Below are 15,318 nucleotides of genomic sequence, written 5' to 3' on the forward strand. Positions count from 1 at the left end.
GGGGACTTTTGGTGGCGTGCGCCGCACGCCGCTTGCTCCTCTCGCGGCGTATGATTTCCCGTCTCGAAACGTCCCCTACCTCAGGCACTCCAGCAGATCCGCCTGGCGCACCACGCCCAGCACCTCGTCGCCCTCGCGAACGATGACCGGCTCGTTGGCCTCCAGGCAAAGATCGATCAGCTCGCGCACGGGCGTGCGGGCGCCGCAGGTGGGGCCCCCGTTGAGCGTCATGCCGGTGGCGTCGCCCATCACGTCGCGCGCGCGCAACACGTTGAGCGGGTTCATGTGGGCGACGAAATCGGCCACATAGTCGGTCGCGGGCTTGCGGACGATCTCCTGCGGCGTGCCGAGCTGGACGACGCGGGCACTCTCCATGATGGCGATGCGGGTGCCGATCTTCACCGCCTCGTCCAGATCGTGGCTGACGAAGATGATGGTGCGGTTGAGTTTGGCCTGGAACTCCAGAAGCTCGTCCTGAAGGCGGGAGCGGATGAGCGGGTCAAGCGCGGAAAACGGCTCGTCCATCAACAGGATCGGTGCGTCGGTGGCAAAGGCGCGGGCAAGGCCGACGCGCTGCTGCATGCCGCCGGAAAGCTCGTGCACGCGCTTGTCCGCCCATTCGGTAAGGCCGACGAGTTCGAGCTGGGCGCGGGCGCGTTCCTCGCGCACCTTTCGTTCCACGCCGGAAAGCTCCAGCGCGAAGCCGACATTCTCCAAAACGGTGCGCCAGGGCAGCAGCGCGAACTGCTGGAAGACCATGGCGACGCGGGAGCGGCGCAGATGGCGCAGGCGCTCCGACGAACAGTCGCCCGGATCGACCATCTCCTTTCCGTCGCGCACCAGAACCCGTCCGCGGATGACGGGGTTGAGGCCGTTGACGGCCCTGAGCAGCGTCGACTTGCCGGAGCCCGAAAGCCCCATCAGCACAAGCACCTCGCCCTCGTGTACGTCGAAGGTGGCGCCGGTGACGCCGACGATCTGGTCGGTTTCGGCCTGGATCTCGTCGCGGCTCTTGCCCTCGTCGATGAGCGGCAGGGCCTTTTCAGGCCTGTCGCCGAAGACGATATCGACGCTCTCGAAGCGGACGATCGGGTTTTCGGTCGCTGTCATGTCTCCGTTTCCCATGTCAGCGGCCCGCCTTTTCGTCGTCCATCTTGAGGAAGCGGTCGAGCATGATCGCGATCATCACGATCGCGAGGCCGACCTCGAAGCCCTTGGCGATGTTGACCTGGTTGAGCGCGCGCAGCGTCGGCACGCCGAGCCCGTCCGCGCCCACGAGGGCGGCAATGACCACCATGGAGAGCGAGAGCATGATGGTCTGGGTGAGACCGGCCATGATGGAGGGCATGGCGTAGGGCATCTCGATCTTCCACAGAAGTTGCCATGGGGTGGCGCCGAATGCCTGTCCGGCCTCGATCAGCGGCTTGGGCGTGGAGGCGATGCCGAGCCGGGTGAGGCGGATGGGGGCCGGGATGGCGAAGATCACGGTTGCGATCAGGCCCGGAACCATGCCGAGGCCGAAGAGGATCAGCGCCGGGATCAGGTAGACGAAGGTCGGGATCGTCTGCATGAGATCGAGGATCGGGCGCAAGATGGCGTAGAAGGTATCCGAGCGCGCCGCCAGGATGCCGATAGGAACGCCGACGACCATGCACAGCACGGAGGCGGAAATCACCAGCGACAGGGTTTCCATCGTCTCCGTCCAGTAGCCCTGGTTGATGACAAAGAGCAGCGCGATGGCGACGAAGAGCGGGAAGCTCCAGTTGCGGCGCACGAGCCAGGCGAGCCCCACCGTGGCCAGCACCACGACGAGCGGTGGAGGCGTGAGCAGGATCCAGAGAAGACCGTCGATCAGCTGGGACAGGGCCCAGGCGATGCCGTCGAAGACGCCGGCGGCGTTGTCGGTCAGCCAGTCGACGAGCCAGGCGACCCAGCGTCCGATCTGAAGCTTGTGCTCAGCTATCCAGTTCATGCGTTCTCGTTCTTCGTGTGGGGCAAGAGGTTCGTTATCGCCAAATCGCATCCGGACCTTGCGCGCGTACCCGCGTTCCGGGTGCAGGCGGAAGGTTCAAAGTAACAATGATGCGCGCAAGCGGGCGCGCGGTCGAGGGCAAGCTTTACGCGCGCCTGAAGTGACGTGGCGGGTGCGCGCGATTGCCGGTGGAAAAAGGGGGCGCCGACAGGAGAGCCGCGTTTGCCGCCCTTCGCTCTCTGCGTCGTTTTCCGATCACTGCCGGCCTCGCCGTCGTCATTGCCCGGCGACGTCCGGGCAATCCAGTTCTTCGCCCCGCGAGGACGAGGGGGCGATGGATCCCCCGGATTGCGCCGGGGGATGACGATGGAGAGAGCGGGTGAGGGTGCGGGCGCGCCCGGTCCTCAGAGCCCTATCCTCAGAGCCCCAGCGAGGCCTTCACCGCGGGAAGCGCGTCCTTGCCGTCGATGGTCTTCACGCCGTCGAGCCAGGCGTCCAGAACGTCGGGGTTCTTCTTCAGCCAGGCCGTCGCCGCCGGCTGGGCATCTTCACCGTCGTCCAGGATCGCGCCCATGATCTCGTTTTCCATCGGCAGCGAGAATTCAAGGTTCTGGAGCAGCTTGCCGACGTTGGGGCAGGCGTCCATGTAGCCCTTGCGCACGTTGGTGTAGACGGTCGCGCCGCCATAATTGGGGCCGAAGACGTCATCGCCGCCCGACAGATACTCCAGATCGAAGTTGGAATTCATCGGATGCGGCGCCCAGCCGAGGAACACGATGTCCTTGTCGCGGCGCGTGGCGCGGCGGACCTGCGAGAGCATGCCCTGTTCCGACGATTCCACCAGATCCATCTTGCCCAGGCCGAACTGGTCGTTCTTGATCATGTCGAGGATCAGGCGGTTGCCGTCATTGCCCGGCTCGATGCCGTAGATCTTGCCGTCGAGGTCGTCTGCAAACTTCGCGATATCCTGGAAGGACTTGAGGCCCTTTTCATAGGTGTATTTGGGAACCGCCAGCGTGTACTTGGCGCCTTCGAGATTGGCGCGCACGGTCTCCACCGAGCCGTCCTCGCGGTAGGGCTTCAGGTCTGCTTCCATGGTCGGCATCCAGTTGCCGAGGAAGACGTCGATGTCCTTGTTCTTGAGCGAGGTGTAGGTGACCGGCACCGAGAGAAGCTTGACGTCCGGCTCGTAGCCCATGCCTTTCAGCACGACCGAGGTGGCCGCCGTGGTCGCGGTGATGTCGGTCCAGCCGACGTCGGAGAAGCGGACCGTCTTGCAGGCGTCGTCCGCCGCCGTCGCCGATCCGGCGAACCCGAGGCCGATGACCGTCGCGGTGGCCAGTGCCGCGATCGTGCGCGCAAGGACCCGTCCGTTCTGGCGCCCGCTGGCGCTCACTTCGGTTCGGCTCGTGTCGTTCTGCATCGATGACATCTCCTCGTTTGTCTCAGGTTCGTCGGTCTCAGGTTCGTCTAACGCCCGGGGGCGCAATCTGGATTTTGTCGGGCCGCAATCTCCGCGCACCGCATCAGGGTGAGCGGTATCGAGCGGGCTGGCCCGGAAGCACCGGAGCTTGCGCGTTCGGGGAAGCGGGCACAAGCCATCGGGCCGCGCGGCGGGGCGCACGTCGGAATCTTTCCGGTCGTTTCCACCGGAAAGATGGTTATATCGGCGCGGAACCGGGCCGCAATCGGACGATGCCGGCTCGCGGATGCTGGCCTGCCGGTGCGGGCAAGAGACTGCCCCGGATGCGCGGAAGCATCATGCTGCGGGCGCGCTCGTCCTGGCCGCTTGCCGAAGACATTCCGCGAGGCGGAGCGCCGGCTCTGCGGGATGCAATCCGTAGCAATCCCCTACGCGATACTGCGACCATATAACCACCAACCCGCATGGATGGCAAATTTTTATTGATTGACTGTTCAATCAAAAATAGATTGGTGCCGATCGGCGGCCAGTCAGAGGTGGCGGGCTCAAGGTCAGATTTGGGGGTAAACGCTGAAGTCAGGCGCTAAAATCCGGCGCTTAAGTCAGACCCTGAGATCTGGGGCGGTGCCGGGCGTCCGGCGAGAAAAGCCGGTCTTCGCACGCCTGTCCGGCGGCTGGAATGGTGCCGTACGGAGCGAAGGGGGACTGTCGGCTGTGCTGCGCCCCTGGGCTGGCTGTGTGGCGGGCCGGCGGGACCAATTGAAGAACATGAAGGCCCCGCAAAGGATGCTACGGCGCGCCCGAAAGCGGCCGGCCGCATCGCGAAGGGCCTCGGGAAAGCGAAAATGCCTCGGATCGGAATGGAAGGCGCGCGCAGGCGCGCGTTGATCTCGGCGACGGTGGAAGCGATCCACGAGCGCGGCTTCTGCGATGCGACGGTGGCCGACATCGCGCGGCGCGCCGGTGTCTCCGGCGGGCTCGCGCTGCACTATTTCGGCTCCAAGAAGGCGCTTCTGACGGAGACGATGCGCCATCTGCTGGCCGATCTCGCGCGCGAGTTGAAGGAAGAGAGGGCGAAGGCGCGCACGCCGCGCGAACGCATCTCGGCGGTGATATCGGCGAGCTTCGCGCCCTCGCAGTTTCGTTCCTCGATCATTTCCGCCTGGCTCGCCTTCTACCTGCAGGCGGAGACGGATCCGGAAACGCAGCGGCTGTTGCAGGTCTATCACCGCCGGCTCGTGTCCAATCTGACCTATGAGTTTCGCAGCGCGCTCCACCGTCGCGGAGCCGCGCGGCAGGCGGCGGAGGGTACGGCGGCGCTGATCGACGGGTTGTGGCTGCAACGGGCGCTCGCCAGCGGCGAGCCGGATGCCCGCTCCGCCATCCGTCTGGTGGAAGACTATGTGGAGCGGCAGTTCGCCGGAGCTGCGCCGGCCGGCGCAAGCGCCGGCAAGACCGGTGGACGCACCGGCAAACATGACAGCAACGATTGAGAGAAAAGCTGAGTGAACCAGTACGATTACATTGTCGTGGGGGCGGGCTCCGCCGGCTGTGCTCTGGCCGCACGCCTGAGCGAAGATCCGAAGAACGAAGTGCTGCTGCTGGAATATGGCGGAAGCGATTTCGGCCCCTTCATCCAGATGCCGGCTGCTCTGTCCTATCCGATGGGCATGAGATGCTACGACTGGGGCTTTGAGACCGAGCCCGAGCTGCATCTGGGCGGGCGGCGGCTTCAGACCCCGCGCGGCAAGGTGATCGGCGGGTCCTCCGCCATCAACGGCATGGTCTATGTGCGCGGTCACGCGGGCGATTTCGACGCCTGGGCGGAGATGGGAGCAACGGGCTGGGACTATGCGTCCGTGCTGCCCTACTTCAAGCGCATGGAGACGAGCCACGGCGCGCAGAGCGCCTGGCGCGGCACGCATGGGCCGGTGCATGTGACACGGGGCGCACGGAAGAACCCGCTTTATGACGCCTTCATCGAGGCCGGCCGGCAGGCCGGATACGAGGCGACCGCCGACTACAACGGCGAGCGGCAGGAAGGCTTCGGCGAGATGGAGATGACGGTGTGGCGGGGCAAGCGCTGGTCCGCCGCCGATGCCTATCTGAAGCCCGCCATGAAACGGCCGAACCTGACGGTGGTGACCGGGGCGATGACCCGGCGCGTGCTGATGGAGGGGATCGAGGCTGCGGGCGTGGAATACGAGCTGCGCGGCAGCATAGAGACGGCACTGGCCAACAAGGAGGTGATCCTGGCGGCCTCTGCGATCAATTCGCCGAAGCTCTTGATGGCATCGGGCATCGGCAATGTTGAGGAGCTGAAGCGCGCAGGCATCGAGCCGCTCGTCCACCGGCCGGGCGTCGGGCTCAATCTGCAGGATCACCTGGAGGTCTACGTCCAGCAGGCCTGCACGCAGCCGATCACGCTCTACAAATACTGGAACCTCTTCGGCAAGGCGCTGGTCGGCGCGCAATGGCTCTTCACGCGCACTGGCATCGGCGCCTCGAACCAGTTCGAGAGCTGCGGTTTCATTCGCTCGCGCGCGGGCGTTTCCTATCCCGACATCCAGTTTCATTTCCTGCCGATGGCGGTGCGCTACGACGGACAGACGGCTGCCGAGGGCCACGGCTATCAGGCCCATGTCGGGCCGATGCGGTCGGCCTCGCGCGGGACGGTACAGCTTGCCGGGCCGGACCCGGCCGCAAAGCCGGTGATCCGCTTCAACTACATGAGCGAGCCGGAGGACTGGGCCGATTTCCGACAGGCGATCCGGCTGACGCGGGAGATCTTCGCGCAAGACGCCTTCGCGCCCTTCCGCGGCAAGGAGATCCAGCCGGGCGAGGACGCGGTGAGCGATGCGGCGATCGACGATTTCGTGCGCGAGCATGCCGAAAGCGCCTATCATCCGTGCGGCACCTGCCGGATGGGGGCTGCGGACGATCCGTTCGCGGTGGTCGATCCGGAATGCCGGGTGATCGGGGTCAAGGGCTTGCGGGTCGCCGACAGCTCGATCTTCCCTCGCATCACCAACGGCAACCTCAACGCGCCCGCGATCATGGTGGGCGATAAGGCGGCCGATCACATACTTGGCAAGAGCCTGCCGAGGGCAACGAACGTGCCGGCGTGGTGGCATCCGGATTGGCGGAATGCGCAGCGGTAGGGAGAGGCGTTCGAGCGGCCGGAGCTTGTCCGAAGATTGGCAGCGGGCACCCTTCTACCCCCTTGCGGGGGAGATGTCGACGAAGTCGACAGAGGGGGGCTAAGCGGCAGGTGCGGCGCAAGCGGCTTCACCCCCCTCTGTCACGCGAAGGCGTGACATCTCCCCCGCAAGGGGGGAGAGGGGCACGAGCGGTGGGATACGGGCTTTCTCCCGGCAACGCTTTGTTGACCGCCATCGTGCTCCCATCCCGTACCACCAGAATTACGGCGCATGGCGGAAATGCGAATGCGACACTCGACATCGAGGGCCTTTCCGGGCTCCAATCGCCAGACTTCAGCTCAATAAGAACAGGAGGCCGCCCATGCGCGCCCAACCCGAAGCATCCCACTACATTCACGGTGCCTATGCGAATGAGGCCGAGGGGCCCGAATTCGACAGCGTCTATCCCGCCACCGGCGAGGTGATCGCCCGGATCGGTGCGGCGCGCGGGGAGACGGTGAATGCGGCGGTGGCCTCGGCGCGCGCAGGCTTTGAGGAATGGTCGGCGACGCCGGCGGTGGAGCGCGGACGGGTGCTGCGGCGGGCGGCCGAAATTCTGCGCGATCGCAACCGGGAACTATCCGAACTGGAAACGCTCGATACCGGCAAGGCGCTGCAGGAAACGCTGGTCTCCGATCCGGCCTCGGCGGCGGAATGCCTTGAGTATTTCGGATCGCTGATCCCGACGCTCGCAAGCGAGCACATCGATCTGGGCGGGTCGTTCGCCTATACCCGGCGCGAGCCGCTGGGCGTGTGCGTCGGCATCGGGGCATGGAACTACCCGATCCAGATCGCCGGCTGGAAGGCTGCGCCGGCGCTCGCCTGCGGCAACGCGATGGTGTTCAAACCGTCAGAAGTGACGCCGCTTTCCACGCTGAAGCTCGCCGAAGTCCTGATCGAGGCGGGCCTGCCGAAGGGCGTCTTCAACGTGATCCAGGGCGACGGCGAGACGGGGCGGCTGCTGGTCTCGCACCCGGAGATTGCCAAGGTGTCGCTGACGGGCTCGGTGCCGACGGGCGAAAAGGTGGCCGCACTCGCGGGCTCCGGCCTGAAGCAGACGACGCTGGAGCTCGGCGGCAAATCGCCGCTGATCATTTTCGAGGACGCCGATCTCGACGAGGCGGTGTCGGGCGCGATGCTGGCGAATTTCTATTCCACCGGGCAGATCTGTTCCAACGGCACACGGGTCTTCGTGCACCGCTCGATCCGCCGGCAGTTCATCGAGAAACTGGTGGAGCGCACGCGCAGGATCGTCATCGGGGATCCGATGGACGAGGCGAGCCAGATGGGGCCGCTCGTTTCCAAGGCGCAGTATGACAAGGTGCTGAACTACATGCGGCTCGGCCAGGCGGAGGGCGCGGAACTCGTCTATGGCGGCGAAGCGGCTGTGGTCGAGGGCTTTGCTGACGGCTGGTGGGTGAAGCCGACGATCTTCGCGGATGTCGCCGACCACATGCACATCGCGCGCGAGGAGATCTTCGGTCCCGTCATGTGCGTTCTCGACTTCGACAGCGAGGACGAGGTGATCGTGCGGGCGAACGCCACGCAGTTCGGTCTCGCCGCAGGGCTCTTCACCCGCGATATCGCCCGCGCACATCGGGTCGTGGCGCGACTTCACGCGGGCACATGCTGGATCAACACCTACAACCTGACACCGGTTGAAATGCCGTTTGGCGGCATGAAGAAATCCGGCATCGGCCGCGAGAACGGCAAGGCCGCGATCGAGCATTATTCCCAGGTCAAGGGCATCTACGTGGAGACGGGCAAGATCGACTGTCCCTATTGAGGGGCGGAGCACTTTCCTGTCCACTGTCTCGGTCGTCATCCCCCGGCTTTGTCCGGGGGATCCACCTTTTGTTCGTCGCACGCGGCGGTCGGCAATGGATTGCCCGGACTTCGCCGGGCAATGACGGTGGAGAGGTTTGGGGCGGAGGCACGAGCCCCGAGGCAGCTTCAGTCGAGGCTCACCCGGCAAGCGGGCCCGGCAGTTCGTGCAGGGTCGCGCCCGGGCAGACCTTCTTTGCGATGGCGCACAGGTGAGGATGGTGGGTCAGGTAGATGACCTGACCCTTCTCGCCCATTTCCGCCAGAAGCTTAATGGTCTCGGCCGCGCGGTCGTCGTCGAAGGTTTCCAGAATGTCGTCGGCAACGAAAGGCAGGCTTGCGCGGCTTGCGACGAATTCGTGATAACCGGCGATCCTGAGCGCCAGATAGAGCTGGAAGCAGGTGCCCTTCGACATTTCCCCCGCCCGCTTGGAGGCGTTGCGGTGGTCGATGCCGATCAGCTCTTCCCGTTCGCCGTTCGACTGGGTGACGAGGCCCTGATAGGCGCCGCATGAGATTTTCCGGAATGCCGCGCTCGCGCGTTCCATCATCGAGGAGCGGTGGTTGTCGCGATAGGCGCGCAGCGCCTGTTCGGCGGCCAGAATGCCGGCCCTGAGGCGGAGCCACTGCTTCGCACTTTCCTCGATTTCCAGAAGCACGGTCTGGCGTTGCTCCTCCAGCCGGGCGACCGCATCGTCGCCGCCGATGGAGGCGACCGCCTCGGACGCCTTCTCGCGCGCGGCGTAAAGCTCGCGCAGACGCGCGTCCTGATCCTCGATGCGCTGTTCGGTCTCCGCCCTTTCCGTCTCCAGCGCCTCGCGGTCGGCCTCCTCCAGCCGCGCCTCCGCTTGCGCCATGTCGGCGAGGCCGAGGCGCGTCAGGATCTCGTCTTCAAGCTCGGTCTCCTGTGAGCGCAGGCGCTCGCGCTCGCGAAGGGCGGCGAAGGCCTGTTGCACCTCGTCGAAGGTTGCGACTTCGAAATGCGCGGTCATTTCCGCCTTGCGCCTATGAAGGGCGGCGATGGCTTCGGCCGTCTCGCCGGCGCTGTTGCGGGCTTCGTTGAGGCTTTCGCGCAGGGCCTCGCGCTTCTCGTGTGCCTTGCGGGCGGCAGCGGCGCGGGCGCTGAGGTCGCGGAAAAGATCGCGGGGATCGGCCGCCGCCGGCAGGCCGAGTTCGTCGCCGAGGACCTCGCACGCCTTGCGAAAGGTCTCTGCGACGGTTTCCATCGCCTCGATGCGACGGGCCACACCGTCGCGGGCTTCGAGCGCGGGGGCGAGATGGTTCAACTCGTCGAGAAGTGCGCGCACGGTTTCGGGCGAAGGCGTTCCGGCTTCGCCGAACCAGCAGCGGGAACAGGCCTCCGCCCAGTCCGTCTGCCAGCGCTCGGCTGCCTCTTCGGCCGCTTGCAGCACCGTCTCGCGGCGACGGGTTTCGGATCGGCACTCCTCCAGCCGCTTGCGCGCCCCGGCCATTCGCGCTTCGCCGTCGACCAGCGTCTGTCCGAGTTCGAGAAGATCGGCTGGGGACATGTCGCCCTGCACCGTCGCGCCGGCGTCCTCAAGCGCGCGCACGAGACGGTTCCGCAGGTCGGTCTGCGCCTCGTCCGCGACCTTCAGATCGCGTTCGCTCTGGCGAAGCTCCGTGCGCTGGTCCAGAGCCTTATCGCGCTCGCCAAGCCAGGCGCGCAGGGCGGGGAGGCTGAAATCGGCGAGCGCCGGATCGCATTGGCGCAAGCTGGCTGCGATCTCGTTCTTCAAGGCATCCGCCTCCGCGCGTGCGTCGTCGCGGATCCGGTGCGCGGCCGCAAGATCCGCCGAGACTTCGGCGAGCTCGATGCTCATGCGCTTGTGTTCCGCCCTGTCGGCCGACTGGGCGAGCCGGGCGGCGGTCAGCGCGTCGTCCTGTTCCAGAGCCTCGCGGAAAGTGGCGGCCGTCTGCGCATCGAGCCGGGCGGCATGGGCTGCCCACGCGGCGTCGCGCGCGGTGCGGACCCGGGTCGCGGCCGTCTCGTCCAACAGGCCCGCGGCCTGTTCCAGCGCCTCGCGTCCGGCCGTCAGCCGGTCGTGTTTCTGGCTGAATTTCGCGATCTGTTCCTTCTGGAAGGACAGCGTGTCGCGCAAGGTCGCGCCCGTCTCTTCCCATGCCTGAAGGGTGGCGGGGGCCGGCACCTTGAGATGGGCCAGCGCGCCGGCATCCCCCTGCCAGGGCAGAAGGCGCTCGAAGCAGGCGTCGAGCGTTTCGCGCTGGTTCACGATGCTGCGCTCCGCCTGACGCTGTTCGGCCGAAATCCGCGCCGCCTCGGTCTGAAAGGCGGGGAGTTGGGCCTTGAGCGCGGCAAGTGCCGCGTGGTCGCCGGCATTCCCGCCGGCGTCTTCCGCTTCCGCCGCGGCCTTGCGTTCCGCCTCACGCGCCGCGTCCAGTTCGTTTCGGGCGGCCAGCGTTTCGCGGGTGACGGTGGTGCGCGCCTCGATCAGCTCGCGCAGGCGCGCCACGCTCGCCGCCGGCAGGACAAGGGCTTCCGGCTCGGCTTCGCCGTCACGCTCCAGCTTGCGCAGTATGTGCGCGACACGCGCCTCGGCCTGTTCCAAGCGGGCGCGCTCTTCCGGCAGATCGGTCGCAGCGCTCGCGTGCCGGGCCGCGAGGTTTGCGAGATCGTCGATGCGGGGGGCAAGTGCCAGCGCGGTCTCGTCGATCCCGATTGCGGCGAGGTCCTGCTCCAGCACCTCGATGCGCGCCTGATTTGCGCGGGCGCGCTCCTCCAGTTTCGGTTCCTCGCGGATGAGGTCGGGCAGGGCCTCCGCCCAGCCGGCAGGTGCGTCGCGCAGACCTTGCAGTGGGGCAAGGGTTTCGCGCAGACGGCGCAAGTTCGCGAGGCGGGGCAGTGCGGAGAGAAGGGCGTTCACCACGCCGAGGCGCTGCTTCAGGCGTGCGCTCTCGCCAAGCGCCGTGTCGTAGTCGGCGGCAGCCTGATCGCGGTCCCTCACGAGCTTGCCATAGGCGGAGGCTGCCGTGTCGAGTTCCTTGCGCCGGCTCGCAAGATCATCGAGCGTCCGCTTCAACTCGCGCAGCCGCGTGGCGCTGCGCCCGCCGGGGCGGTGAATCGCGTCGGCGTCATCGTGCAATTTGGCCAGATGCAGCGAGAGTGCTGCAAGTCCGGAACTGGCGGAAAACAGCAACTGGCCGAGATCGCCCTTGCTCTCAAGGATCGCCTCGCCGCCGGTTTCCAGCGTCTTGTCGTCGAGCGAGAACATGGTGCGGTAGGCTTCGCGGTCAACACCGGCAAGCGCTGCCTGGAGCAGTCCTTCGGGAAGCGGACGGTCGGCCTCGTCGAGCAGGCTGTTGCTGCGCTTCTTGACGCGCGCCAGCGTCAGCGGGCGGTCGCTGAGATCCAGCCGCGCACCGATGCGCATCGTGTCGTAGGCATGCAGGAAATTGAACTTGCTCTGGGGCTCAATCCCGAACAGCAGGTCGAGCCAGGCATTGAACAGCGTCGATTTGCCGGCCTCGTTCGGGCCGTAAACGATGTGGAAGTCCGGCGTTCCGGCCGCACCTTCGCCGAAATCGAGCGTGTGGCCGGTGAACTTGCCATAGCGAACCAGGTCGAGCCGTTCGATGCGCATCAGACGTCCCCGCTTTCAGGGGCTGCCTGGAGACGGGCGAGGATGTCCCGCGCGCCTTCGCGGGCGAGATCGTCGAGGATCTTCGCGCGGGTTTCCGTATCCTCGCCCAGCACGTCGCGGATCTCGCCGGGAAGCTGGCTGGTGAGGTCGTCGGCGAGGGCCTCCACGGCCTGCCGGTAACCCGGGCTTTGCAGGATTTCGCCGTCGATGAGGGCGCCGAGCTCTTGCAACGGCGGGCCGTCGCCGGAAGGGGCATCCGCTTCGCTGCCGGCGGGAACGGTGGCGTTGATGATCTTGTCGATCCAGGTATCGCCGACGGCGAGCGCGACGGCTTCTGCCTCGCTGGCGAGCTTGTCCGCATCGCGGCGCAGTCGCCAGGAAAGCGGGGTCTGTCCGCCCAGCTCCAGCCGCGCGACGAGGTGCCGGCAGTCGAGCGCCGCACGCGCCGCCCTGAGCGCGGTTTCCAGACGCGACACCATCTGCGGCCAGTCCTCGACCCCGGAAAGATCGACGCCGACGCGTTCGAACCGGGCAAGCGCCACGGTGCGCTCCTCGATCGTGATGGAGCGGTCGTCGGCCACCGTGACGAGGCTCACCGATTTTTCGCCGGCCTCGCCGATGTCGCGCCCCTGCGGGATGCCGGGCATGACGATCTTGGAGGACGTGCCCTGCACGCTGCGCTGATGGATATGGCCGAGCGCCCAGTAGTCGAAGCCCATGGCATCGAGTTCCGCCGGCTGGCAGGGGGCGTAAGGGTCATGGCCCGGCGCGCCGCCGAGGCTCGTGTGCAGCATGGCGATGTTGACGGCACCTGCCACCGGCGCCTTGAACTTGTCGAGAAGGCTGTCGGGTGCCTGCGGCTGACGGAAGCTGACGCCGTGGATGGCGACCTCGAAGGGCGCATCGGCGGTGAGCGTTACGGTCTCTGCCCGGGCGGTGAAGGTGGTGACGCTCTCGGGCAGGGTCAGTTCGTTGGTGATGCGCGAGGCGGCGTCGTGGTTGCCGCGAATGAGGAAGGTGCGGATGCCGGCCGCATCGAGGCGCTTAAGCTCATGCGCCAGAAACACCGCCGTCTTCATCGATGTCTGCGCGCCGTCATAGAGATCGCCGGCGATCAGCACCGCGTCGACGGCCTCTTCGCAGGCGAGATCGACGATCTGCGAAAACGCCGCCCGGGTGGCCCCGCCGATCAGCCGGCCAAGCTCGGCATTGCGCAGCGCTAGCGATTTCAGCGGGGAATCGAGATGAATGTCGGCGGTATGGATGAAGCGGAACGGCAACGGAGCGGGTCCCCTGGCGGGCGTGCAAGGAATTGCGAATACAAAGCGAAGGAACGTGGCGCAAGGTGCATTTCTAGCGGGAGTCGGGGGTGGGGGAAAGGCGCGGGTGACGCTGGAGAGAACGGTGGAAGATGCCGGCGGGCCGTTTCCCTTTCGCATGTCGCACTTGCTATGCCTCAACGTTTTCCCGACGTAACCGATGACATGTCGAATTTCCCCCGCTACAAATTGCCCTTGGGTAAAAGCGCGCAAAGCGCACCGAGCCGGGGAACAGGGATATGGCATCAAACGGGTTGGGAGGGGCGGCGCTTGCCGCCCTGTTGATGGCGGGCGCGATGGCGGTTTCGCCGGAGGCTGCGGCCGAGCCGGTCAAGGTCGGCATGATCACCACGCTTTCGGGCGGCGGGGCGAGCCTCGGGATCGATGCGCGCGACGGCTTCCTGCTGGCGCTGAAGCAGTCGGGCACGAAGGACGTCGAGGTCGTCGTGGAAGACGACCAGAGGAAGCCCGACGTCGCGGTGCAGCTCGCCGACAAGATGATCCAGTCGGACAAGGTCGATGTCTTGACCGGTATCATCTGGTCGAACCTCGCCATGGCGGTGGTGCCGGCGGCGGTGAACCAGGGCAAGTTCTATCTCTCCGTCAATGCCGCGCCCTCGCAGCTCGCCGGGCGGGGCTGCAATCCGAACTATTTCTCCGTTTCCTACCAGAACGACAACCTGCATGAGGCGGCGGGTGCCTACGCCTCGAGCGCGGGCTACAAGAAGAGCTTCATTCTTGCGCCCAACTACCCGGCCGGAAAGGACTCTCTCACCGGCTACAAGCGCTTCTACGAGGGCGAGCTTGCGGGCGAGGTCTATACCAAGCTCGGCCAGACCGATTATGCGGCTGAGATCGCCCAGATCCGGGCTTCGGGCGCGGACAGCGTGTTCTTCTTCCTGCCGGGCGGCATGGGTATCGCCTTCATGAAGCAATACGCACAGTCGGGGCTCGACGTGCCGCTGGTAGGTCCTGCCTTCTCGTTCGACCAGGCGATCCTGCAGGCCGTGGGCGATGCGGCGCTGGGTGTGAAGAACACGGCCAACTGGTCCAAGGACATCGACAACGCCGCGAACAGGAAATTCGTCGACGGCTTCGTGGAAGGCTATGGCCGGCTGCCCTCCATCTATGCCGCCTATGGCTACGACACGGCGAACCTGTTGCTTTCCGCGATGGCAAAGGCCAGCGTTTCGGATGCGGATGCCTTCCGCAAGGCGCTGGAGGTCGCCGATTTCGAGAGCGTGCGCGGCAAGTTCTCGTTTGCGGCGAACCATCATCCGATCCAGGACATCTACGTGCGCGAGGTGGTCAGGGAAGGCGATGTCTTCACCAACAAGATCATCGCCACCGCCATGACCGACCGCGACAACGCCTATGTGGCGGACTGCAAGATGTGATCGGGGCGGGCAGGATCGGCTACGCGTCGCGACTCTCGACCGTCATCACCCGGCGCAAGTCCGGGTGATCCATCCGGGGCTGGTGCAGGATGAGGGCGCAATGGATTGCCCGGACTTCGCCGGGCAATGACGGCGGTGGGGGCGGTCGCGTTTGGCTCTGCGGAGTGTGGGCTGATCGTCCGAGAACGAAGTTTCCAGAGTTTGCGAACGGTCCTGCGATGCCTTCCACATCCCTCGATGTCATCTCCGCGAAGGCGGTGATCCTGCATCCCGGAGGCCTTTCGATGATGCGCCGAAATCCGACCCGGTGGTTGCCGGATCCCCACCTTCGCGGGGATGACACCGGTGCGTGGGATGGGCGCAAGGGACAAGGCAACTTGCGGGACCGGTCCCGGAACGGTGCCCTTCGCCGGTCATCATGTAGTTCGATGTGGGCCGAGGCGCTGCGGCTTGTTCCCCTCTCCCCCCTTGCGGGGGAGATGTCACGCTCTTGCGTGACAGAGGGGGGTATGCGGCGGGTTCGGAGCAAGCGGCTCCACCCCCCTCTGTCGGCTCTGCCGACC

The 15,318-nt window shown here is 66.1% G+C and carries 9 protein-coding genes; 4 read left to right on the forward strand and 5 right to left on the reverse strand.

Going from position 1 to position 15,318, the window contains the following annotated elements; translation table 11 throughout:
* Positions 1-75 precede the first annotated feature (75 nt).
* The 3 genes from choV to V2L18_RS08000 all read right to left on the reverse strand — a co-directional run bounded on the left by choV (position 76) and on the right by V2L18_RS08000 (position 3,395).
* Positions 76-1,110 carry a choline ABC transporter ATP-binding protein gene (choV, locus tag V2L18_RS07990; RefSeq protein WP_336177548.1) on the reverse strand — a complete coding sequence of 345 codons (1,035 nt, stop codon included), beginning with the start codon at positions 1,108-1,110 and terminating at the stop codon, positions 76-78.
* A gap of 16 nt (positions 1,111-1,126) precedes the next feature.
* Positions 1,127-1,972 carry a choline ABC transporter permease subunit gene (gene choW / locus V2L18_RS07995; RefSeq protein WP_336177550.1) on the reverse strand — a complete coding sequence of 282 codons (846 nt, stop codon included), beginning with the start codon at positions 1,970-1,972 and terminating at the stop codon, positions 1,127-1,129.
* Between the two features lie 418 nt (positions 1,973-2,390).
* The gene (locus tag V2L18_RS08000) at positions 2,391-3,395 is read right to left on the reverse strand and encodes a choline ABC transporter substrate-binding protein (protein WP_336177552.1); all 1,005 of its coding nucleotides are present in this window, start codon (positions 3,393-3,395) and stop codon (positions 2,391-2,393) included.
* A gap of 845 nt (positions 3,396-4,240) precedes the next feature.
* On the opposite strand from V2L18_RS08000, the gene betI reads away from it, so the two are divergent.
* From betI to betB, 3 genes are all read left to right on the forward strand, one after another.
* A complete protein-coding gene (gene betI, locus V2L18_RS08005; protein WP_336177554.1) occupies positions 4,241-4,888 on the forward strand; it encodes a transcriptional regulator BetI in 648 nt (215 codons plus the stop codon).
* Between the two features lie 12 nt (positions 4,889-4,900).
* Entirely contained in the window at positions 4,901-6,556 is a 1,656-nt protein-coding gene (gene betA / locus V2L18_RS08010) for a choline dehydrogenase (protein WP_336177556.1), read from the forward strand.
* A gap of 361 nt (positions 6,557-6,917) precedes the next feature.
* Positions 6,918-8,381, forward strand: a complete 1,464-nt coding sequence (gene betB, locus V2L18_RS08015; protein ID WP_336177558.1) for a betaine-aldehyde dehydrogenase — start codon at positions 6,918-6,920, stop codon at positions 8,379-8,381.
* Between the two features lie 178 nt (positions 8,382-8,559).
* Here betB and V2L18_RS08020 read toward each other — a convergent pair whose 3' ends face one another.
* Positions 8,560-12,039 (reverse strand): AAA family ATPase, encoded by a 3,480-nt coding sequence (locus V2L18_RS08020; protein WP_336177560.1) that lies wholly within the window; start codon positions 12,037-12,039, stop codon positions 8,560-8,562.
* Entirely contained in the window at positions 12,039-13,319 is a 1,281-nt protein-coding gene (locus tag V2L18_RS08025; RefSeq protein ID WP_336177562.1) for a DNA repair exonuclease, read from the reverse strand. Before V2L18_RS08025 ends, V2L18_RS08020 begins: the two co-directional genes overlap by 1 nt.
* Positions 13,320-13,642: 323 nt before the next feature.
* Here V2L18_RS08025 and V2L18_RS08030 point away from each other — a divergent pair, with 323 nt between their 5' ends.
* Positions 13,643-14,755, forward strand: a complete 1,113-nt coding sequence (locus V2L18_RS08030; RefSeq protein ID WP_336177735.1) for an ABC transporter substrate-binding protein — start codon at positions 13,643-13,645, stop codon at positions 14,753-14,755.
* The last annotated feature ends 563 nt before the right edge of the window (positions 14,756-15,318 follow it).

Source organism: Breoghania sp. JC706 (assembly GCF_037026715.1).
GTDB lineage: Bacteria > Pseudomonadota > Alphaproteobacteria > Rhizobiales > Stappiaceae > Breoghania.